Source organism: Brachyspira pilosicoli (assembly GCF_008016535.1).
Classification (GTDB): Bacteria; Spirochaetota; Brachyspiria; order Brachyspirales; family Brachyspiraceae; genus Brachyspira; species Brachyspira pilosicoli_A.
On sequence record NZ_SAXY01000050.1, the window covers coordinates 21,360 to 45,177 of the forward strand.

At 27.1% G+C, this 23,818-nt stretch carries 20 protein-coding genes; 8 read left to right on the forward strand and 12 right to left on the reverse strand.

Annotation, left to right across the window (positions count from 1 at the left end; genetic code table 11):
- Positions 1 to 17: 17 nt before the first annotated feature.
- Together recJ and EPJ72_RS08195 are read left to right on the forward strand one after the other, a co-directional pair.
- Positions 18 to 2,189 (forward strand): single-stranded-DNA-specific exonuclease RecJ, encoded by a 2,172-nt coding sequence (recJ, locus tag EPJ72_RS08190; RefSeq protein WP_147731688.1) that lies wholly within the window; start codon positions 18 to 20, stop codon positions 2,187 to 2,189.
- A gap of 581 nt (positions 2,190 to 2,770) precedes the next feature.
- Positions 2,771 to 4,432, forward strand: coding sequence for a formate--tetrahydrofolate ligase (locus EPJ72_RS08195; RefSeq protein WP_147731689.1), 1,662 nt, complete (start codon positions 2,771 to 2,773; stop codon positions 4,430 to 4,432).
- 205 nt (positions 4,433 to 4,637) lie between these two features.
- Here EPJ72_RS08195 and EPJ72_RS08200 read toward each other — a convergent pair whose 3' ends face one another.
- The 5 genes from EPJ72_RS08200 to EPJ72_RS08220 form a co-directional block, all read right to left on the reverse strand.
- Positions 4,638 to 5,066 (reverse strand): PepSY-like domain-containing protein, encoded by a 429-nt coding sequence (locus tag EPJ72_RS08200; protein ID WP_147731690.1) that lies wholly within the window; start codon positions 5,064 to 5,066, stop codon positions 4,638 to 4,640.
- A 210-nt stretch (positions 5,067 to 5,276) separates the two neighbouring features.
- A complete protein-coding gene (locus tag EPJ72_RS08205; RefSeq protein ID WP_147731691.1) occupies positions 5,277 to 6,845 on the reverse strand; it encodes an FAD-dependent oxidoreductase in 1,569 nt (522 codons plus the stop codon).
- A gap of 61 nt (positions 6,846 to 6,906) precedes the next feature.
- Positions 6,907 to 8,271, reverse strand: a complete 1,365-nt coding sequence (locus EPJ72_RS08210; protein WP_147731692.1) for a 2Fe-2S iron-sulfur cluster-binding protein — start codon at positions 8,269 to 8,271, stop codon at positions 6,907 to 6,909.
- Between the two features lie 18 nt (positions 8,272 to 8,289).
- Entirely contained in the window at positions 8,290 to 9,426 is a 1,137-nt protein-coding gene (locus tag EPJ72_RS08215; RefSeq protein ID WP_147731693.1) for an NADH-ubiquinone oxidoreductase-F iron-sulfur binding region domain-containing protein, read from the reverse strand.
- Complete coding sequence (locus EPJ72_RS08220) at positions 9,423 to 9,695, reverse strand: NAD(P)H-dependent oxidoreductase subunit E (RefSeq protein ID WP_147731694.1); 273 nt, start codon at positions 9,693 to 9,695, stop codon at positions 9,423 to 9,425. The genes EPJ72_RS08215 and EPJ72_RS08220 overlap by 4 nt, the downstream gene beginning before the upstream one ends.
- 281 nt (positions 9,696 to 9,976) lie before the next feature.
- Between EPJ72_RS08220 and EPJ72_RS08225 the strand changes: the two genes are divergently transcribed.
- The 3 genes from EPJ72_RS08225 to EPJ72_RS08235 are packed head-to-tail and all read left to right on the forward strand — an operon-like array spanning position 9,977 to position 11,741.
- Positions 9,977 to 10,393, forward strand: coding sequence for a secondary thiamine-phosphate synthase enzyme YjbQ (locus EPJ72_RS08225; protein ID WP_147731695.1), 417 nt, complete (start codon positions 9,977 to 9,979; stop codon positions 10,391 to 10,393).
- Between the two features lies 1 nt (position 10,394).
- Complete coding sequence (locus EPJ72_RS08230; protein ID WP_147731696.1) at positions 10,395 to 11,153, forward strand: HAD-IIB family hydrolase; 759 nt, start codon at positions 10,395 to 10,397, stop codon at positions 11,151 to 11,153.
- Positions 11,154 to 11,198: 45 nt separating this feature from the next.
- The gene (locus EPJ72_RS08235) at positions 11,199 to 11,741 is read left to right on the forward strand and encodes a hypothetical protein (RefSeq protein WP_147731697.1); all 543 of its coding nucleotides are present in this window, start codon (positions 11,199 to 11,201) and stop codon (positions 11,739 to 11,741) included.
- 397 nt (positions 11,742 to 12,138) lie between these two features.
- Here EPJ72_RS08235 and EPJ72_RS08240 read toward each other — a convergent pair whose 3' ends face one another.
- Both EPJ72_RS08240 and EPJ72_RS08245 read right to left on the reverse strand, forming a co-directional pair.
- On the reverse strand, positions 12,139 to 13,299 hold the full coding sequence (locus tag EPJ72_RS08240) for a phosphopentomutase (protein ID WP_147731698.1): 1,161 nt from the start codon (positions 13,297 to 13,299) through the stop codon (positions 12,139 to 12,141).
- A gap of 87 nt (positions 13,300 to 13,386) precedes the next feature.
- Complete coding sequence (locus EPJ72_RS08245) at positions 13,387 to 13,917, reverse strand: hypothetical protein (protein ID WP_147731699.1); 531 nt, start codon at positions 13,915 to 13,917, stop codon at positions 13,387 to 13,389.
- A 120-nt stretch (positions 13,918 to 14,037) separates the two neighbouring features.
- On the opposite strand from EPJ72_RS08245, the gene EPJ72_RS08250 reads away from it, so the two are divergent.
- Positions 14,038 to 15,300 (forward strand): M16 family metallopeptidase, encoded by a 1,263-nt coding sequence (locus EPJ72_RS08250; protein WP_147731700.1) that lies wholly within the window; start codon positions 14,038 to 14,040, stop codon positions 15,298 to 15,300.
- A gap of 434 nt (positions 15,301 to 15,734) precedes the next feature.
- On the opposite strand, the gene EPJ72_RS08255 is transcribed toward EPJ72_RS08250, so the two are convergent.
- The 3 genes from EPJ72_RS08255 to coaBC are packed head-to-tail and all read right to left on the reverse strand — an operon-like array spanning position 15,735 to position 20,017.
- Entirely contained in the window at positions 15,735 to 18,050 is a 2,316-nt protein-coding gene (locus tag EPJ72_RS08255; RefSeq protein ID WP_147731701.1) for an ABC transporter permease, read from the reverse strand.
- A gap of 27 nt (positions 18,051 to 18,077) precedes the next feature.
- Complete coding sequence (locus tag EPJ72_RS08260) at positions 18,078 to 18,785, reverse strand: ABC transporter ATP-binding protein (protein ID WP_147731702.1); 708 nt, start codon at positions 18,783 to 18,785, stop codon at positions 18,078 to 18,080.
- Positions 18,786 to 18,814: 29 nt separating this feature from the next.
- Positions 18,815 to 20,017 carry a bifunctional phosphopantothenoylcysteine decarboxylase/phosphopantothenate--cysteine ligase CoaBC gene (gene coaBC, locus EPJ72_RS08265; RefSeq protein WP_147731703.1) on the reverse strand — a complete coding sequence of 401 codons (1,203 nt, stop codon included), beginning with the start codon at positions 20,015 to 20,017 and terminating at the stop codon, positions 18,815 to 18,817.
- A gap of 309 nt (positions 20,018 to 20,326) precedes the next feature.
- Here coaBC and EPJ72_RS08270 point away from each other — a divergent pair, with 309 nt between their 5' ends.
- Both EPJ72_RS08270 and EPJ72_RS08275 read left to right on the forward strand, forming a co-directional pair.
- Positions 20,327 to 20,881, forward strand: coding sequence for a DJ-1 family glyoxalase III (locus EPJ72_RS08270; protein ID WP_147731704.1), 555 nt, complete (start codon positions 20,327 to 20,329; stop codon positions 20,879 to 20,881).
- A 68-nt stretch (positions 20,882 to 20,949) separates the two neighbouring features.
- Positions 20,950 to 21,936, forward strand: coding sequence for a sugar phosphate nucleotidyltransferase (locus EPJ72_RS08275; RefSeq protein WP_147731705.1), 987 nt, complete (start codon positions 20,950 to 20,952; stop codon positions 21,934 to 21,936).
- Here the strand turns inward: EPJ72_RS08275 and EPJ72_RS08280 are convergent.
- Both EPJ72_RS08280 and EPJ72_RS08285 read right to left on the reverse strand, forming a co-directional pair.
- On the reverse strand, positions 21,933 to 22,358 hold the full coding sequence (locus tag EPJ72_RS08280) for a hypothetical protein (protein ID WP_147731706.1): 426 nt from the start codon (positions 22,356 to 22,358) through the stop codon (positions 21,933 to 21,935). The genes EPJ72_RS08275 and EPJ72_RS08280 overlap by 4 nt on opposite strands.
- A 20-nt stretch (positions 22,359 to 22,378) precedes the next feature.
- A complete protein-coding gene (locus tag EPJ72_RS08285; protein WP_147731707.1) occupies positions 22,379 to 23,815 on the reverse strand; it encodes a spiro-SPASM protein in 1,437 nt (478 codons plus the stop codon).
- Positions 23,816 to 23,818 lie beyond the last annotated feature (3 nt).

Here is a 23,818-nt window from a genome sequence, read left to right on the forward strand (position 1 = left end):
AATAAATAAAGGCTTTTATGCAAAAAATCGACATAGACAATTTAAATCCCATTATAGAAGAGTTGTTAAAATTAAGGGGTATAGTTTCAAAAGAAGATATATTTGATTTTTTCTTTCAAGATATATATTCGCTTTCTAATCCATTTAATATTAGGGATATGAATGCTTTTGTAGACAGGCTAAAAGAGGCTATAGAGTATAATGAAAAAATATTGATATATGGTGATAAAGATGCTGATGGGGTTACTGCTGCTTCTATAATATATAATACTCTTAAGGCTGTTACAAAAAATGTTGGGGCTTTTGTACCTAATCATGAAGTGGGTTATGGGCTTTCAAAAGATGTTATTGAAGAGTATGCTAATTCTGGGGTGAGTTTAATCATCACAGTTGATTGCGGTATATCGAATGTAGAAGAAGTTGAGTTTGCAAGGGAGCATTCTATAGATATTATAGTAACAGACCATCATGATATACCTGAAATACTTCCTAATGCTTATTTAATATTTAATCCTAAACTTTCAAATACTGGTTTTGTATCAAAAAATTTTTCTGGCTGTGCTGTTGCTTTTAAACTTATGCAGGCATTTGTTTTTTCTTATACTAAACTTTATAACAAAGACATTATTGTATTGGATTATGAAATAGATAAAAATACTGATAAATTAAAAAGAATAAGGGCATTGAAGGCTATTAATTTTGTTTATAGTGATGATATATTTGGGTTTGAGCTTGTAAATAATGAAAATGCTTACAAATCTATTTATTTAGATTATTATGAAGAGTTTTTATCAGAAGATGAAGTTTTAGAAGAGTTGGCTACTTATATGTTTGAAGGAGAAAATGTTGTATTGGTTCTTACAGGCGGAGAGATGAGATTTAAAAAACTTCTTAGACTATATGAAAAATATGAACTCTTTTTGCCTGAATATGATAATGTTTATGATTTGCTTCAGTTGGGTGCTAATTATGGGGGAGTTAATATAAAATCCGTAAAAACATTAGACGAGTTTGCTTTGCTTCTTAAAGTTAATATATATAAATATGATGATATTCTTTATAGAGATTTAATAATAAAAATGGAAATTTTTAAGAGAATGTATTATTTAAGTCAAAAGCAATTGCAAAACTATATAAAAAGAGAATCTATACTTGTATTGTTTGGCACTGTTGCCGATGTTGTGCCGCTTATTGAAGAGAATAGAGCTTATATAAAATGTGCTTTGGCGGAATTAGAAAAGCCTAATCATATAAGATATAATGTGATATTAGAGAGAATAAAATTACTAAACACTAAAGTTGATACTCAGGCTGTAAGTTGGAGGCTTGCTCCTTTTATTAATGCAGCTGGAAGAATGGGAAAGCCCGAATATGCTTTAAGGCTTTTAACTTCTGAAACTAGAGAAGAGGCTTTTCAATTATCTGAAGAAGTTTATAATTTAAATGAAACAAGAAAATCTCTTACAGAAAGCAATTTTAATATAGTTTGCGAATATATAAAAGAAAATAATTGCATGTCTTATCCTATCATAATAGTAAAAAGTGATTTGATAGATAGAGGTTTAACGGGGCTTATAGCTGGCAAGGTTTTAAGTCAATATGGAAAGACTGCTGTTATACTTTATGAATCTAAAGAAGATGGAGTTTGTACAGGAAGTATTAGAAGCAAGGGCGATGACAATGCTCGTGATATGCTTGAATATTCTAGTGTTTATTTAGATAAGTTTGGAGGGCATAAAAATGCTGCTGGGTTTACTGTGAGTATAAATAATTTTGAAAAGTTTGCTAAAAAAATTATCAAATATGCCTCTGAAGAGAATTTTAACACTTCAAAAGATGAAAAAACTTATGATTTGGAATTGGATTTTAAAGACATTAATATGCAATTTGCTGAGCATTTAGAATTATTTGAGCCTTATGGTTTTGCTAATGAAGAGCCTGTATTTTTTACAAATAGGGTTACTATAAACTCTATAGAGAAAATAAACAAAAATAATAAGATTCATTTAAAATTGCAATTACAAAAAAACAGTACTAGAGTTAATGCTATAATTTGGAGTTCATCTGAAGAAGAATGCTCTAAATTTGAAGCATCAAATTTTATAAATATTTCATACAAGATAAAAATAAATAGATTTAATGGCAGCAAAGAAGTAAAGATTTACATAGAGAATTATGAGATAAATTAGAACAATTTTTAGTTTTGCTGTTTGTGGGGACTAGCCCCCACACCCCCACTTCTTTTGGTGACCCAAAGAAGCAAAAGGACTGCATTTTTTGCTTGGAATGTTGGTATTATCTTTTTATATATTCCAAACATATAAAGCTATAGCACTTGCACTTTTTGGTTCTTTTTGCGGCGGGAAAAAGAACAACAAAAAATTGATATAAAATAATAGTTTTAATATATATTAAAAATTTTTGACTTTTTTATTTCAGTTATTTGCAGGGCTTTGCCCCGCACCCCAGTTCTTTTATTGGTATAAAAGAACCAAAAGAACTGCATTTTTATTATAAATTTTATAATTTAATTGTACATTAAAATGCACTCCCCCGCACGACTAAGAAGTTATAATTAAAGCATAGCATTACCGTGCGGTAAGGTGGTACAGCTCGTACGCGGGAAAAAGAACAACAAAAATTGACAAACTTAAAAAAATTTTAATATTTTTTCTAAAATATTTTTTAAAATCTGTTTTTTATATTTTAAATATTTTTATAATATAGTAATATATTTATAAATCTAATTTATTGCTTAGGAGTCATATTTATGAAAACAGATATACAAATAGCACAAGAATGTAAACTAAAAAGAATAGACGAAATAGCTAAAATGCTTAATCTATCAGATGAAGAGTATGAAGTTTATGGTAAATATAAGGCAAAGATAGATTTATCAGTTTTAAATAAATTAAAAGATAAAAAAGACGGTAAATTGGTATTAGTAACAGCAATAACCCCAACCCCAGCAGGAGAAGGAAAATCCACTGTTACAATAGGTCTAACACAAGGCTTAAACAAAATAGGCAAAAATGCAGTTGCAGCTTTAAGAGAGCCTTCACTTGGTCCTGTATTTGGAATTAAAGGAGGAGCTTGCGGAGGCGGATATGCACAAATTGTTCCTATGGAAGATATTAATTTGCATTTTAACGGCGATTTTCACGCTATAGGTTCTGCCCACAATTTAATAGCAGCTTGTATTGACAATCATCTTAAACAAGGCAATGAATTAAAGATTGATACTAATAAGATAGTATTTAAAAGAGTTGTTGATATGAATGATAGGGCTTTAAGAAATATTGTTATAGGTCTTGGAGGGAGTGAGAATGGAGTTACAAGACAATCATCTTTTCAAATAACTGTTGCTTCAGAAATTATGGCTATACTTTGTTTGTCTAATTCTTTAATGGATTTAAAAGAGAGAATAGGAAATATTGTATTTGCTTATGATATTAATGATAATCCTCTAAAAGTAAAAGATTTAAAAGTTGAGGGGGCTGCTTGTGCATTGCTTAAAGAGGCTATAAAACCTAATTTAGTTCAAACTCTTGAAAATACTCCTGCTATAGTTCATGGGGGACCTTTTGCTAATATTGCTCATGGATGTAATTCAATACTTGCTACAAAGTTGGCATTAAAACTTTCTGATTATACTATTACAGAGGCTGGTTTTGCTGCAGATTTGGGAGCTGAAAAGTTTCTTGATATTAAATGCCGTATTGCCGGACTTAAGTCTAATTGTATAGTGTTAGTAGCTACTATAAGAGCTTTAAAACATCATGGCGGAGCTTTAGAACTCAATAAAGAAGATTTGAATGCTTTGAGTAAAGGTTTTGAAAATTTAGATAAACATATTGAAAACATGAAAAAATATAGTGTGCCTGTGGTTGTTGCTATAAATAAATTCTCTTTAGATACTGAAAAAGAAATAGAATTAATTAAAAAACATTGTGAAGATATGGGCGTTGATATATCATTATGCGAAGTGTGGGAGAAAGGAGGAGAAGGCGGAGAGGATTTAGCAAAAAAAATTGTAAAAGCAACTTCTGAAGAATCAAATTATAAGCCATTATATAATTTAGATAAACCTATAAAAGAAAAGATAGAATGCATATGCAAAGAAATATATGGAGCAGGAGAGATAAAATTCTCTAATAAAGCTAATAAAATGATGAAAAAAATAGAATCTATTGGCTTTGGAGGCTTGCCTATATGTATGTCAAAAACACAAAAATCAATATCAGATAATCCAGCACTTTTAAATGCTCCTAAAGGTTATACTCTAAACATTGATGAAATAAAACTTGCTTCAGGTGCTGGTTTTATCATTGCTATGGCAGGCGGAATTATTGATATGCCGGGGCTTCCAAAAGTGCCTGCAGCATGCAATATAGATATAGATGAAAACGGCAAGATTACAGGTTTATTTTAATTTTAGATGAGTTGATTTTTGAATATGTTAAAATTTTAAATATAAAATTACATTATATTTAATATATATTCATAATATATGAAGTTAAAATACTTGCACTTTTTGCAACTTTTTGCGGCGGGAAAAAGTTGATAATACATTTACAAAAAAAATAAAAGCCTCAAATCCTAGTACAATTTGAGGCTTTTTGGTAAATTCAATATTCTTAATCATCAAATTTCTGTCCCATAAGCTGTCCATTTGAAGATATAAATAACTCCATCATATTGTTTAATTTTACTTTGTAATTACCCCACTCTTTCTCAACGTCTATTATCATAGCTTGAGGATATGCTTTTTTTACAGCAGCACTTACAGCATCAGGTAAAGCAGAAAAAGGAACTCCGTTATATTCTCCGTCTATGCTTACCCAATCTCCATTAGCCAAAAAATCAATAGAAGCACCATTAGAAAGTTTTACCTCAAATTTTCCTCCGTCTCTCTCAACCTTCCATATCTGAGCATTAGGATAAACTCTCTGTATGAAAGCTCTTGATTTTTGAGGCAATGAAGAAGCAGGTACTACCCAATCAGCAAATAAACTAGAGCTAGCAAAAATTGTTAATGAAATTAATAAAGTTAAAAATTTAGTCATAAATAACTCCTTAAATAGTGATTGTAAATTATCTTTATAATTATAATATAACAAATTTAAGGATAATTGTCAATATTTTTTACAATAAATTTACTATTTTTTTACTTAAATTTACTAAATTATAGATATTTATTATACATTTTACACATAAAATTTGTATAATAGCTAAAAATCAACTATGAAAGTAAATTTTATTTACAAAATAAAGTATTAATATAAAGAAACCCTATTTCTTTTTATCTCTGTTCTATATCTTTTTATTTCGTATTCCACCTTTTTACTATCCCAACCTAAAATATAACCCATCTCTTGAGCAATATGTTCTGCTAATAATGTTCCGCAGTCATTTTCTGTGAGTATAAATCTTAATCTTCTCATCATTATATCATCTAAATGCATTGCATATTCTACTTCAATAAAATATTTTATTAAGCCCCTCGGTATTCTATTATCAAGCCCCACAGAAACAAGCAAAGAAGAATCATCTTTACAAAATTCATTTAATCTTAATACCATATCCACAGAGCCGAAATAATCCATTAAAAATTTAACAGTATCTTTATTTAATACCCAATCTACCGCCTTATCTATTCGATTATTCATAAATTTCTTAACACTAAACCATTTATAAGGCTTACCATACATTTTAAGCAAAGTTTTAATAGCAAGATGAGAAGACATAGTAAAATTTCCGCCCTCAACCATAAATAAATCATATACAGGGTGTGAATGTATCTTCATATCCATAGGATTAACAGTCATCATTCCAGATTGTGAAGTAACTATATGATTTTTATTAACTATAGAGCTAAAATAAGTATTATAAATATCAAGCAAATATTCTATCTCATCGCTTGTTGAATATATACAATCTAAATTACCATTATATTTTTTTACTACAGGACCTATTATTGTCATATCCTTCCATTTTGTTAAGAAAACATTCGGCCTATCTTTTATTTTTGGCAAAACAACAGATTTATTAATATGAATTATATTACTATCAACTATAAAATTAGTAGCTTTTACATATTTTACTTTATCAGTAAAATTAGACTTTGGAAGCATAGATACTATACTATCTCCCCAAGCTCCAGCCGCCACTAATATTTTTTTAGCACTTACTTCATATATTCTGCCTTTTATTTTATCTGAAACTATAGTTTTATTTATTTGATTCTCATTATAATCAAAAGCCTTTACTTCTGCATAATTAAGTATATCAGCACCATATTCTTTAGCTTTTAATAATAATTCTAAAACATATCTGCTGTCATCTATTTTACCTTCAAAAAACTCTGTAGCACCTATTACATCATTATTATTTAAATCAGGTAAAGTTTCTAATACTGAGTTTCTGCTATGAGATTTATGTTTTTTAGTCTTTCCAAAAATTGACATTAAATCATATATACTAGCTTTTAATTCATTTCTTATCAAACCTGAATTACCATTTGTACCGCCACTAAAATATATTGGATATAATATGCCAAAATCAGAGGCTGAAGATTTATTAATGATATTATTTCTTTCTCTAACTTTAAAAATTGTAGATATGAAGTTATTAGCAGTCATATCATTAAAACCGCCTGTAAGCATTTTTGAAGTTCTAGAAGATGAACCAAATGAGAAGTCATGTTTTTCTACTAGAAGTGTTGAAATTCCTACTCTCGCTGTTTTCATAGCGATGGTAGCACCTATTACTCCGCCACCTATAATTAAAAGATCATAAGTTTTATCTTTAAGATTAGAGAGTATATTATATCTTGAATTTACCATTAATAAACTCCTTATAATAAAGCTCAATCATAAACCTATATATATATTATATAATAAATTTTTACAAATACAAATATTTTATTAAATTCTTAAACTCTAATCTGTTTTTATTTTTCTCTAAAAAACTTTTAATATATTTATTTTTACCATGAGAATCTATATATTCCCCCTCAAACTCTCCAAATCCAGCAATAGGAAAAGCTAAATAAGAATTATATGCTAAAATAGAAGGATATGAAGTAAATACTATGTAATTTCTTCTGTTTTGCTGTATAAAATCCATTCTATTATCTATTTCAAATAAAGGGTCTTCTAATATAATAAATTTATTAAAATTATTTATATTATCTATTTTTTTTAAACTATATTTATAATTTTTTGATGAATGTTTGTTTATATTAATGTAATTTTCTCTAATAACATTAGATGTAGTTTTTATAACATTTTTTTTATATATAAAGTTTGTAATGCCTAGTGAATATATAAAATCATTAAAAGCTTCCAAATCTTCTATATTGTAAAGACTAGAAGAAATTGCTAAAATATCTTTCTTATCTGTTTCTTCCAAAAACTTATGAAATAAATCTTTAGCTCTATTAAAATCATCTTCTATGCCGTTTATTAGAGGATATTCAAAAGTTTTATTTGAATAAAATAGCATATTACGTCCAAAATCGCATATGCCGTACTTTTTTAATTCTGGAGATTGTATATCTATTATAGTTTTCTCATTATAAAAATAACTGCATTCGCAAAGTTTGCTGCATCCTATACAAAAGCTGTTTATTTTTTTATATTCTATCTGCTCTTCATTATCAATTTTTCTATCAACTCTAAACACTTTAGTGGGGCATAAATCTACTATCATGTTCTTATAACCAGATATAGTTTCGTATCTACTGCAAACTCCGCAATTAATGCATTTATCATAATCAATTTTTATATTTTCATCTAAATTTAAACTGTCTATAATGTTTTTTATCTCTTCTATTTTTGAATCATTATCTCCATCAAATCTTTCTATCTTTAATTGGTAAAAATCAATATATTTTTTTAATCTACAATCATAATAACTGCTGCATTTGTCGCAAAATGGTTTATGCATATAAAGTATAGCCTTAAGCAAAGACTTTCTATATTCAATAATATCTTCATCATTGCTTATAATATCCATTCCATTTTCAACTGCCTCATTACAAGCATATTTAAAACTATACTCCTCTTCATCTTTCTTTTTTACTTTAACCAAGCAAAGTTTGCATTTTAGTAAATCATTTTCTTTTTCTTCGTCAAAATCTTTTATTCTGTCTAATTTATAATAACATAAATGTGCTATATCTATTCCAACATATGATAAAGCTTTTAATATTGTAAATCCGCTTTGTGATAATATCTCTCGTCCGTTAAAATTAAATCTTACTATCATAATCTATTTATAATCACCCTATTTATTGATAAAACTATAAAGAGTTATTTTTTTATCCAAAGCATATATAAACTCGTATTCAAACATCTTTATAGTTTCTAATATGCATTTTGCCATATGATATATATATAAACAAGAAGAACCTTTAATAATCATCTCAACAGTATTTATTAAATTATTATAATCATTATTATTAGATTTCCCTAATATAATTTTATTTAAATAATACTCGCATAAATTAAAACCATAATTACAAGGCATACAATTTGTACAAGAAATACTCTTAGCAAATTGAATAATCTTCATCACAATTCTAAGCATGCATCTATTTTCTGCTATAAAACAAACTCCGCCATTTCCAATATTTATATCTTCATAAGACAAACTCTTACTGCTTAAACTCTCTAAAGTAGTAGGAGGATTAAGAAAACCATTTGTAAACACACATTTTATATCATTATTATAATAAATATATCCACTGGATTTTATTATTTCGTCAAATGAAGTGCCAAATTGAAACTCATATAAGTCTACATTTGGAATGTCCCCAGAAAAAGAAATTAAACATGTGCCTTTATTATTATCATTTCCATACTTAGAAAAATTATCTAATCCCATATGAGCAAAATATCCAAATTGTATAACAGTTTCCAAATCTAATACATATTTTTGTCTTTCAAGAAAATAAATATTCACATTTTCTCTATAATTATTTTCATCATAAACATTTATATTGATTTCATTTTCAAATTTGTAGCAATCTTCCGCCTCTACTATTGCATTAATTAATATTTCTTTATTGTAATAGTTTCTAATTAAAATATCTATATTTTTTATATTTAAAATTTTAGCAATTAATACAGCAGAATCTAAAATAAGGTGCGGATTATTGTTTATAAAGAATTTGTCTTTAAATACTAAATAGTCAAAAGAATATGCATTTATAATTAAAGTTTGATTATCATTATTTTTATTGGATAAAACATTATATAAAGATTTTTTATATACATTTCTCGTGCATATATTAGCAACCTTTAACTCATCAAGCAATTCATCATATTCATCAACAATAGTATGCAAATAATCACCGAAATTGTCTTTAAAATCTTTGATATTTTTTGCAGCATAATCATTATATAGAACAAATTTTTTCATCTCACTTTAACATGTACAGCTTCTATATACTTAATAACGCTGCCAAAAGAAGAATCATTGCATTCTACGCCGTTAATTAATACAGAAATGGCATTATTACAATTATGCATACACTCCACCTCTTTAAGGAGCATACCGTCATAAGAAGGAATGCCGATTTTCAAATCATAATGTGCCCTAATTGATTCTAAAAGAGCATATGAACCCCTCATAGAACAATGAAGCCCTACACATACTTCTATAACGGTTTTTATCTCGTCCTTTTGCATTTTTACAACTCTAAATAAAGAGATGAAAAGTGATTATTTCTTTTTATGCCTATTTTTGCGTAAACGTTTTTTGCGTTTATGCGTAGCCATCTTTTGACGAAGTCTTTTTCTTCCTGAAGGCATATACACTCCCATTTTTATTATAATTTGAATATTCATTATATCATATAAAAAATTTATTTCAACAAAAAAACCAACAAAATATTTTTGACAAATGACTTTTATTTTGATATAATTTTTTATAAAAATAATAAATAATAATAAAAAAGAGATTGTGCAAAATGAAATCATATAGAAAAGTTTTAGAGATAAATTACCCAAAGAGAAGAGGATACATTAATATCACTAATGAAGTTCAAAGATGTTTAGACGAAAGTGGCATAAAAGAGGGGTTAGTTTTATGTAATGCTATGAACATTACCGCTAGTGTATTTATCAATGATGATGAGAGCGGGCTTCATAATGATTTTGAAGTTTGGCTTGAAAAGTTAGCTCCAGAAAAACCTCATAACCAATATAGACATAATGGATACGAAGATAATGCTGATGCTCATTTGAAAAGACAGATTATGGGGCGAGAGGTTGTTGTGGCTGTTACTAATGGTAAGTTAGATTTTGGTACTTGGGAGCAAATTTTTTATGGGGAATATGATGGTATGAGAAACAAAAGAGTACTCATCAAAATTATTGGAGAATAAAATGAAATTATTTGTTAGTGATTATGATATGACTTTATTTATTAATTATATTGTAGATGATAAAGTAATTAATGCTATAAAAAAATGGAGAGAAAAAGGAAATATATTTGCTATTGCTACTGGGAGAAACAAATTTTCAATATTGGAACAAACTGATAACAATAATATAGAGTTTGATTATATTATAGCTAATAATGGAGCTTTAATTATTGATAGTAATACTAATCTAATATTAAAAGAAGAAATAGATATAAATAATGCTATAGAAATTATTAATTTTTTATATAATACTTATGAAGGAAGCGTTGAAATTTCAAATGAAAATGAAACTTTCTCTATAATTCCTAAAAAAGGAGAACATAATTTACCTTTTAAAGTAGATAAAAAAATAACAATAGAAGAAGCAAAAAATATAAAAAGCATTACTCAAATAAATAAAATAAGCCCAGATGTAAATAAAACAGAAATTATACAAGATGAAATAAACAATAAATTTAACACAGTAATAGCTTATGGAAATATTACGGCTATAGATATAGTAAAAGCAAATATAAGTAAGGCTACAGGAATAAAAAATTTGGAAAATATTTTAAAAGATAAAAATATAGAAAAAATCTTAGTAGCTGGAGATTCAAACAACGACATAGATATGATAAAAAAATATGATGGATATGTTCAAATTAATGCCAGAGAACATATAAAGAAAATAACAAATAAATATTTTAATTTAATATCTGATATTATTGGATCAAATTTATAAAATATATAGTTGCAAGAGTTATAGAAATTATTATAATAATACTATATGAGAAACATTTTATTTATTATAACTCTATTATTTGTAAGCATATCCTGTGCTAATTATTCTCTTAAAATAAAAGATGATAAACTCACAGGCATACAAACTTATACTTATGCAGATGAATATTATGAATACGGAGCTAAATTATATTTCCAAATAAATAATAATAAAGAAATTACTTGGTGGCTATATATTGGTACTAAAGCTATGCAAAATTTAATTTATGCTAACACTGCATATATATTTGATGCCAAAACATACGATAAAATAACATTTACTCTAAGTAATGTTTCAAGGAATATCTCTACAACCGCCGCTGTAATTAATGAATATGCCTATATACCGAGTCAAATAAGCTATTTGGAAAACGCCATAATACAACTTAGCGAAGCAGAAGTAAAAGAGCTTTATAAAATACTTACTAATGCTAAAGAAGTTGGCTTAAGAATATCTGGAAGAGAGTATCAAGAGTTTATGCTATCATCATCACAAATAAAAGCAATGATTAACACTATAGAATATTATAACAATGAGTTTAATAATTAAAATTATATTAAATACCTAAATAACTATATTTTGTAATGTAAGTTTTTGTTTTTATACAACTTTTTCCCGTAGCAAAAAGTTTTCGCCCTTCGGGCACGCTTAGCGAAAGTACAAATATTAAAATTTTATATTTAAGAAATAAATATAATGATAACATACGTTTTTGACTATATTCAATAAAAATGCAGCCTTTTTGCTTCTTTGTGGCAACAAAAGAAGTGGGGTGCGGGGCAAAGCCCTGCAAATATAAAAACATAAAAATTTTATTGTTCTTTTTCCCGCCGCAAAAAGAACCAAAAAGTGCAAATATAAAAATAATACTAAATCATATTAATTATGTTTTATGTAAGTATATACTTCAACTAAAAAAATATTTTAAGCACATTACAAAACTAAATTATATAAAAGCACCTTCTAGCTTTGTTTGTCCAAGCAAATATTTCTCTATTGTAGCGGCTATAGAAACAAATGATTCTTTTACACCTATATTAATATTTTTATTTAATTTCTTTCCAAAAGCAAGTATCGGTATATACTCTCTCGTGTGGTCGCTTCCTTTATAGGTAGGGTCGCATCCATGATCGGCTGTTATTATAAGTAAGTCATCATCATTCAAATTATCAATCATATCTGGTATATATTTATCAAGTTCTTCTAAAGCGTTTTTGTATCCTATATAATCTCTTCTGTGTCCGTAAAGCATATCAAAATCAACTAAATTAGTAAATATAAGACCATTATCAACTTCTTTAATAGCCTTAATAGTTTTTTCTATGCCGTCAAGATTGTTTTTATTAGTTAATCTGTTTTCAGTAATTCCAACACCAGCGAATATATCACTAGTTTTACCTATACCGATAACAGGCAAATTATTATTTTTAAGTCTATCAAGCATAGTTTCACCGCTTGGAGGTACAGAATAGTCATGACGTCTTTCTGTTCTTTTATAATTACCCTTAGTACCAATATAAGGACGAGCTATAACCCTTGCAACAGGTGAATATTTATTGCATATCTCTAAAGACTTTTCGCATATTCTATAAAGTTCATCTACAGGTATAATATCCTCATGGGCTGCTATTTGAAGTACAGAATCTGCAGAAGTATACACTATTAAAGAGCCATTTTTTAATTGCTCATCTGCATAATCATCTATAACCTCAGTTCCAGAATAAGGTTTATTGCATACAACAGTCCTTCCAGACATTTTTTCTATTTCTTTTATTGTAATATCAGGAAAACCATTAGGATAAGTGTTAAAAGGCTTTGTAGAAACTAAACCAGCTATCTCCCAGTGTCCAGTAGTTGTGTCTTTTGCTTTAGAAGTCTCCATTGCCTTACCGTAATATCCTTCAGCATTATCTACTTTTGATACACCTTCTATATCTATAATATTTCCAAGCCCAATTTTTTCCATATTAGGTAGACTTATTCCGCCAGATGCCTTAGCCAAATTAGCTAAAGTATTCACTCCCTCATCGCCAAAATCTTTAGCATCAGGTAAAGCACCCACACCGCAGCTATCTACAACTATTAAAACGGCTTTTTTCTTATTCATATTAAAAAAATCTCCTAATTAATAAATATTCTTATACTATATTTAACAGTTTTTAATATAAAAAATAAAATAATATACTAAAAATAATTATCTTAATACGCCAAAGTTAATAGGTTTATTAAACTCTACCTCATCAGGGTTAGGTATAGGGTACTCAGACATATCTTTATCTTCACGAAGAAAACCATATAGATTTAAATTATTTTTATTCCAAATATTTAATCTATTATAATATGCTTTAGTATAGTCTGAAGTCATTGATATATTATTTCCATCTAGAATGAAACTTACATACATATTTACTTTTTTATTAGGTATCTCTGAAGTAGTTTTTACATTGCGGGCAATCTTTTTTAAAGGTGTTACCTCATAATAATAGGCGTTAGTTTCACTCTCTGCATAATCAAACTTACCAACACCGCGTTTTTTTCCAAATAAACTATATTCCACATCTCCATTGTCCAAAAAAGTATATAAATATCCATTAGGAGCAACTACTCTTTTTCCTTTTACCTTTTTTATCCATATATTATTATAGTTTCTGTTTGCTGTTTTCATATTTGATGCACAAGAAAATGTAAAAAATAATAATAAAAAAAACAGAAATAATTTTTGCATGACTATTTCCTAAAAATATTTAATAACAGTATCGACTAATATTTTAATTATCATTAAAACATTTGCAAATACTTATATTATACATTATAATCTAACTTCAATAAACTAGGAAATAAAAAAATGGTAAAAAGATTAACCTTAAAAAATGGCATAAGAATAATTTTAGAATATATGCCAATGTTAGAAACGGTTTCAGTTGGATTTTTTTTCATTACAGGAAGTGCTAATGAAACTGAAAAAGAAAATGGATATTCACATTTTATAGAACATATGCTATTTAAAGGCACTAATGATATGACCTCTAAAGAGATAGTGAGATATATAGAAGGTGTAGGCGGAATGTTTAATGCTTATACTTCAAGACATTTTACCTCCTTTTATGTTAATATAATATCAAAATATTTTGACAGAGCAATAGATACATTATCTAATATAGCATTAAACTCAGCATTTAGAGAAGAAGATATACAAAAAGAAAAAAAGGTTATTATAGAAGAGTTAAAAATGACATCGGACTATCCTGAAGAAATAATGACCAATCAATTTTTTGCAAAAGCCTATAAAGGAACATCTATGCAGTTTCCTATAGGCGGTAATATAAAAAACATAAAAAATATCAGCAGAGATAAAATATTAAATTATTTTAAAAGTCATTTCAATTCAAATAATTTAATAGTATCAATAGCAGGAAATTTTGATGTAAAATCAGCAATAGATAAATTATCTTCAATAGAGCTTAAAAAAAATATATTACCCGCAGAGGAAGAACTTCCATTTTTTTACAAATCAGTATCAAAAGAAAAAGCAGACTTAAATCAAGTATATTTTGCCTTAATAACACCGTCATATAATGCAAAAGATAAAAGAAAATACACTATGAACATTGTAAATGATATATTCGGCGGAAGTTCATATTCAAGATTATTTCAATCTATAAGGGAAAATAAAGCATTATGTTATAGTATATACAGCAATAATTCAGCTTTTCTAAATGGAGGAACATTCGACATATTTGGTTCAACTAGCTTAGACCGTTATGAAAAAACTGTAACAAGCATATATAATGAAATAGAAAGATTATTAGACGAGAGAATAACTAAAGAAGAGCTTGAAGAGGCAAAAGAGAGCTATAAAAGTTCTATGTCTTTTAGTAAGTTTAGTGCAAGTTTTGCTATGAACAAAAATGCAAGAAATGAACTTTATTTTTCTAAATATGTATATTACAAAGATTTGTATAATACAATAGACAAAATTAATATAAATGATATAGATAAAGCAATAGAAGATATATTTCAAAACAAAAAGTTTTTTCTCACAGCAGTAGGTCCAAAAGGAACAAAGAAAATCACAGATAAAATAAGCAAGAAATTAAAACTTAATTGATTATATTTTTTATAGTTTATTATTTATATATACCTAAACAATTTTAAATTGTCAACTACTGCATATTATATAAATATTATCAACTTTTTTGCCGCACTCGCTGTGCGGACTTCGTCAAAAAGTTGCAAAAAACGCAAGTGCTATAACTTTATATTTAAAAAATATGTATTAAATGTAATAAAACACCTAAATTTAGCTTAAAAAATGCAGCCTTTTTGCTTTTTTGTGCCAATACCTAAAGGCACTTCCTATGGTCGCCCTGAAGGACTCCCTTTGGTCGTAAAAGAAGTGGGGGTATGTACCCTACGGGCACGCTTCACAGGGGGCAAAGCCACCATAAATAAAAAATAAAAAATATTTTGACAAACTTAAAAATTTTCAGTATGTATAACTATTATCAAAAATAATTAAAAGCTTTATCTTAGTAAAAGTTTTTACTCTTCTCTGTCTTTTAAGCCCTCAACCATATCAAGTTTATTGACATAATGCATACTCATCAAAGACACCAAGAATATAACAACAACAAGTAACCCTATTGCTAATAAATAACTATAATTATAAACATGCGGTACAAACGAAAATAACTTGCTTGAAAAAGGTTTCTTAACCAAATAAAGTATACCATATCCAGCCAATATTCCCACAGGTATTGCTATTATCACTTGAGTAACAGTTTCTTTTAATGAAGCAAGCATTATCTCTTTAGTAGTGTAGCCCATAACCTTAAGAAGCGTAAACTCATATCTTCTTGTAGCCAAAGTAATAACACCAACACCATAAAGCGATGTAGCTCCAAGCAAGAACGCTATAAATATAAGTATTTGTACTAGCAAATATATTGTAGCTATTTGATTTTTATATGCCTGATATTCATCATTTCTAAAGCTGTAGTATGATACATCTTTACTATCATCTAACATAGTTTTTATATTATCTTGACTAGCATCAGAAGCTAAAAATAAAGTATTATAAACATTTGGTATTTCAAAAACATCTTCTGCAAAATCTTTATCCATATATATATAAAACATACCCTGCTGTTCAACAAGTTTGCTAACTTTAACTCTTCTTGATATGCTGTTTCCAAGAGTATATAATTCTATACCTATATAGTCATTTTCTTTTACTTTTAATTTTTCTGCTAAATATTTAGGAAGCATTACAGAATCTTCTCTATTTTCATTATATGGTATGTCAAGAGAAGAAAATCCATCTTTATATATTAAAGCAGGCAAATAAATACTTTCACTGTCATCATTAAAAGCAGGATAAAGCCTTGATTGATAAATAGCAGCCTTATCATAATATTTTATACTATCATTTGTTAGTATATCAGTATTATCTTCCCATTTTGTAGGAGTAATACTAACAGAAGCATCATATAAAGCAAATTTCTCATAAAGAGTGTATAAGAAATAATCAAAAGAGTTATTAAACCCTTGAGCAAATATAGTCATACTAATTGCAGCAAACATTCCCCAAAGCGATGCTAAATATCTTGTTTTACTTCTTGATGCATTTTTTATAGCGTATCTGCTGTTAAATGATAATTTATTCCAAATGCCGAATTTTTCTATCAATGTTTTTCCAGAACTCTTTGGAGGCTCTCCTCTCATAGACTGAGCAGGATTTAGCTTTAATATAGAAATAGCCGCAAGCAAATTAGAAAATATACATACAAACAATATTATTAAAGTTGATATTATCCATAAATCCCAATATACATTATAATTAAAATTAGGCATATCAAATATAGCCCCAAGGGACTCAAATATAGGCGGCAAAAGAATTTTGCTTGCAATAAAAGCTAATAGTATTCCGAAAAATGATACCAAAAAAGAATATTTTATATACATAAACATAATAGAAAAATCTGTAAGACCAATAGCTTTCATTATACCAATTTGTTTTCTTTCAACAGCAACATTTCTTCTTTGTATAATATATAAAAGAAGTATTGCCATAAGTAAAAGTATAGATGGTGAAATATATGAAAAAGAATCTATTTGAAGCAATGTTTGTTCATAGTTTATATAATTTACTGATTGTTCTCTGTCTGTAAAAAAGAATATTTTTTGTTTTAATTTTATTCTTATAAACTGTTCTATATTATTTCTATTTACATTATCTTCGTATTTTATATAGAGAGAATTGTAAGGCACATAATTAAAGTTCTCATCATTCATTTCTATAACAGCGAAATCTTTAGCTTCCGAAGCTGTTGAAGCACCGTCTTTAAATAAAAACACATAATTAGGATATGATACTAAAGCTGCTATTTTAAAAGAATTAGTTTTATCATTGAATATAACCTCAACCTCATCTCCCAAAGACAGTGAATTAGCATCTGCAAAATTTTTATTAATTGCTATCTCATTAGTTTCTAAAGTATCTTTTCCATCATATATGTAAGGTTTATTTATTCTGCTTTTATTATCTTCTGTACTATATATAATAGCATCAATATCATCTATTTTTCCTTGAAACCTATGTTTAGCTTCTACAATATCAATGCCCTTAATCTCTTCAATAGTATTTATATCATCTTCGCTAAACATTCCAAATAATACTAAATCATCTAAATTATTATTATCAAAATACTCTTCAGCAGTAAGTTTAAAATCTCTATATACAGTCTTTACAGCCACAAAAAACAACACCGCTAAAGTTACTATAAAAATAGCAGATATAAATATCGCAAGCTGTTTACTAATTTTTCTAAATAAAAGTTTCGTTTTTATATTAAGCATTATTTTTCCACTAAAAAAATTATTTTATTACCATTCTATATCTTCAGGATTTAAAGGATTTTCTACATCATATTTTTCTATCACCTCTCCGCTTAAAACTTTAACAACCGTATCAGCCATTTTAGCAATCTCTTTACTATGTGTAATTAATACTATACTAGTACCAAAATCCTTATTTAAGTTTCTTAATATTCTAAGAGCCATAATACCAGTTTTATTATCCAAAGCACCAGTAGGCTCATCGCATAATACAACTTTTGGCTTTTTCGCTATAGCTCGGGCAATACTTACCCTCTGCTGCTCTCCACCAGATAATTCCGTAGGATAATGCTTCATTCTATGTTCAAGACCTAAAAGTTTTAAGGCATTCTCAGCATTATCTCTTGTAAGACCTGTTATTTCAGTAGAAAACTCAACATTCTCTAAAGCAGTTAAATTTGGAAGAAGGTTATAGCTTTGAAATACAAATCCAATATTTTCTCTTCTAAACTTAGCTAATTGTTTATTACTATAATGAGTAATATCTTCTCCCAAAAATAATACTCTTCCTCCTGTAGGCTTATCTAATGCCCCAAGTATGTTTAAAAGTGTACTCTTACCAGAACCGCTCGGTCCAAGTATAGCTGTAAGTTTCCCCTCTTCTATAGTAAGATTAACAGACTTTAATGCCTCAGTGGCACCCCCTCCATGGCCATATATCTTACTAATATCATTTATTTCATAAAGATGACTCATTCATTAATCCTATTTTTATATTTATTTAATTATAACTTTTTATTTTTCCATTCTTCAACAGAAATACTAACAATTTCTTTAGCACATTCTCTTTTACTCAAAGTAGGAAAATTCCTCACTCTTCCATCTTTGAAAAAAATACTTATCTTATTAGTATCTTTACCAATAGCATCTTTTATATTATTAGCTACTATCATGTCAGCACCCTTTTTGTTCATTTTATCTATAGCATAATTTTTTAACTCTTCATCGCTAAATGCCGTTTCTGCCGCAAATGAAACTATAAGAGTGTTTTTAGACTTTTTATCCCTTGTGCTCGCTAATATATCATCATTTTGTTTTAATTCTATAGCACTAATATTTTGTTTTTTTACTTTTTTATCATATACAATAGCAGGTCTAAAATCTAAAGGAGCAGCAGCCATAAGCAAAATATCAGTATTTTCAAGTTCAGCTAATACATTATTTTTTAAATCTTCTGTAGTATCTATTTTTATTTTTTTATCGCTTGCATGCACATGAAGCTCTTCATTAACATCACCTTCTATATAAGTACTAATACCTCCTCCAAGATGTATTTCATTATATATAGCCTCTCCCATCTTCCCGCTTGAGTTGTTTGTAATATATCTTATAGGGTCTATCCATTCTTTCGTAGCACCAGATGTTACTGTAAATCTTATATTATCATATCTTAAACTAAAATGACTAAAGTTATTAACAACTTTATCTAATATCTCTTCTAAATCTGCAAGCCTTCCTATACCTGTGTCATTACAAGCCATGTTTCCGCTTTCAGGACCTATCATAGTATATTCAAGCTCATCAATTAAATAGTGTACATTTTTCTGCACAGCTTTGTTAAACCACATATTAGGATTCATAGCAGGAGCAAACATCTTCTTTCCTGTATAGGCACAGGCTATACTAGTAATAGTATTGTCACATATGCCGTTTGCTATTTTTGATATAGTATTTGCATCCGCCGGAGCTAATAAAAATACATCTGTTTTTCTGCTAATATTTATATGTGTAAGCGGATCTTCTTCTTCCCACATATCTCTTATAACATGATTGCCGCTCATTGTTTCTAATGCTTTTACACCTACCATATATTCTGCATTTTTTGTAACGGCACATATTATTTCATGACCTTGTTTTTTTAACATACTAACAAGAAACGGCATCTTGTATGCTGATATAGAACTTGTTATAGCTAATAAAATTTTCATAAATAAATTTCTCTTAAAACGTTATTTTTTATAATTATATATTAATATAAATAAAAAAAACAGTCTATATTAAATTTTATTTTTTTATATAATAAACATTCATTTTAGTCAAAAACTTTAGTATTGATATACTTATATATTTTATAAAAATAATATAATAATTTTTTAAAAGCTTGTATAAAAACTTTTATAATCATATACAAATTCACAGTTAAATATCATAGAATCTTTATCTTATTGCAAAAAACAAAATAAATATTAAAATATGATTTATTAAAAAAACACAACTTATTAAGGAGAGCAAATATTATGTCAAAAAAAGTTTTAGTGCCATTAGCTGAAGGTTTTGAAGAAGTAGAAGCTGTAACTATTACAGACGTATTAAGAAGGGCAAATATAGAAGTAACAACTGCTTCTTTAACTGATAATTTAGAGGTAAAAGGCTCACATAATATAATATTAAAAGCAGACACTACATTAGATAAAGTTATAAACGAAGATTTTGATGCTATAGCACTTGCTGGCGGAATGGGTGGAATGAATAATTTAAAAAATGATAAAAGAATTATAGACAAAATTCAAAAAATGTATAAAAATAAAAAGTTAGTATCTGCAATATGTGCTTCTCCTGTAGTATTGGGTGAGGCTGCAGTTCTTAAAGGTAAATATACTTGCTATCCAAGCTGTCAAAGTATGGTTAAAGGCGGAGAGTATGTTGAAAAAGATTTAGTTGTCATTAATGATAATGTTATCACTTCTAAAGGTCCTGCTACTACAGTATTTTTTGCTTTAGAGTTAGTAAAGTATTTAATTGGAAATAATGAAGAAGTTTCTAAAGGTTTACTTGTACCATTAATTAAATAATATATTGATTTATTTACATTTATGAATATATTATAATATATAAGATATTTTTTATAAGGATATATAAATTGAAAGTTATAATACCAGCTGCAGGTGAAGGCACAAGATTAAGACCGCATACTATCACAAAACCAAAACCTATACTTCCTATAGCAGGTTCTACAATTATAGATTTTATTATGAAAGAAGTATTAGAGTTAGAGAATCTTGAAGAGGTTATATTTATAGTAGGATATTTAAAAGATAAAATGACAGAATATTTAACTTCTAAATATAAAGATGTAAAACTTACTTTTGTAGAGCAAAAAGAGTTTAGAGGATTAGCTCATGCTGTTTCACTTACTAGAGATTATATAAAAGATGATGATAAGATTTTTATTATACTTGGAGATACAATATTTAAACTTAATTTATCAGAAGTAGTAGCTAAAAATGAAAATGCATTAGGAGTATGTGAGGTTGATAATCCTAGCAGATTTGGTGTTGCTTTGCTTGACGGCAATGGTGTTATCACAAAGCTTGTAGAAAAACCTAAAGAGCCTATAAGTAATTTGGCTTTAACTGGAATGTATAATATTGTAAACTCTAAAGAATTATTTGATGCTATAGATTATATAATTAAAAATGATATAAAAACAAAAAATGAGTATCAATTAACAGATGCTCTAGAATATATGATACAAAATGGAAGTGTATTTAAAACATTCAAACTTGATGGTTGGTATGATTGCGGTGAAAAAAATACTATGATAGAAACAAATAGAACTATAATTACTCATAGCATACTCAGCAAATGGGTAAAAGATACTGCTATAATACCTCCTGTTTTTATTGAAGAAAATGTAAAAATAAATAGATCTGTCATAGGTCCTTATGTGCATATAGGTAAAAACTCAAACATAGAAAACTCAATATTAAAAAACTGTATAATGTTTGAAGAAGTAAATATATCAAATGCTTTAATGGAAAACTGTATAATATCAGAGAATGCTATTTATAAAGGAAAAACCAATTCTATGGATATGGGGGCTTCTATTGATATAGAACAAAATTAAATAATTATTAGAGCCATTATAAAAAATTGTATCATTAATATTATTGTACTTAGAATTGTATTCATTATAAAAAGAGAAATAGGATAGTCACTCATAATTATTGTAAATTTGAACTTTTCAAAGATTGATATAAAGGAATATATTAAAAAAGCTATCATTATTTCTATATAATTATTTATTGATAAAAAATAATGAAAAAACATTACGAATAATGCTAAAAATAAACTCTGAAATATAGAAAATATTTCATAATAATAAATCATTTTTAATCTATTATCCCAATTTTTTACACCAGGTAAAATTTCTCTTACATAATAATATTTTTTTAAATATGGAATCTCAGATATAAATCTTATAAACAAAAACTTAATTAAATAAGCAGTAAAGAAAAGCTCTAAATATTCTACAATTAATTTTTCCATAAACTCAAAAAATATTATTATTAAAAATTAAACAAATACCACTCATCACAATTCTTACAAAAGTCTAAACTTTTTAAAGTATTTTCTTTATAGTAGTTTTCTAATGTTGCCCAAATATTATCCATAGTTTCTTTATATATAGATGCTGCAAATTTTTCTTTATTTATATCAAACCTGCAAATATAAATGTCTCCATAAGCATCTATAAATAAATCCCTAGCCAAATGCCAGCATCCAACATTTATTAAAGGAGTCATATCACCAATTTTTTTGTTTTCAACAATTCCTCTATAAGTATAATATTTCTGCATTATAATCTCTATTTTATACTTATCAAAATATTTATAATATGAAGCTAAATAATCAAAGTTATCCTTTTGTTTTGTAATTTGAAGATATGTGTTTTTCGGCTCTCTTATAAAATAATAATCTATATTAGAAAGTATTGTTTTTAAATAATCTTCTTTATATATTGTATTAAATACATTTTGCTCTACTGTATCTAAATGAATTATTACATGTAAATTATTATTTTTCTCTTGAAGCATAAGAAGTTTTTTAGCCTTTTCTTCATCTAATAAAACAGCATTTGTCTCTAAATATACATTTACATTTTTATTTGAAAGAGCATATTCTAATATATCAAAAACATCTTTATTTAAAAGAGGTTCATAGTAGCTTCCTATTGATAAATGAAAATCATCACAAAAATCTACGAGTTTATCATATATTATTTTAAACTCTTCTAGGCTTAAATTTTTCTCTTCTTTGTTTGCTTCATTTGCAAAAACATTAGATGATAATAGATTTTTGTTTGTTAAGTTTTGCCTATTGTTAATATCTATCTCAATATATGAAGGTAAAGTTCTCCTTAATGAGGCATCTTCTCTTATAGCTTTAGTTACATCATTATAATCTTTATAGTTTATTAGTTTTGATATAATTAAAGCATTTCTTTTACTGTTAGCAAACAATGATACCCTATAATATCTCATATCATATTCAGACACCAATATTTCTATTTCAAAAAAGTTAGGGTCAATAAATACAATGTCTTTTATAGTATTTTCTGTTATATTAATATTTTTTGTTTTTATGCAATTAAACAATTTTTCAAAAGCATTTCTTCTTATTATAAAAGGTATGATTCCTTCTGGATAATTTTCTCCATATGTAAAATATGAGATATTTTCTTCATGTATTTTAGTGAGCTTTATAGTTTCATCTATATTAAACATTGGCATATTATTTGGAATATATATTATATTGTCATAGTTTTCTGTTTCTTTATATATATTGTTCAAATAATCTTCTGCTCTCTTTGAAACAGAATTTATATTTTTTGCATCGCAATTAAGCTCCTCTTTTAAGAGTTCTATTTTTTTGTAGAAATCTTTTAAAAATATTTTTGAATACTCATTTTCAAATGATTCATCAACAATTATAATAAATTTCATTAA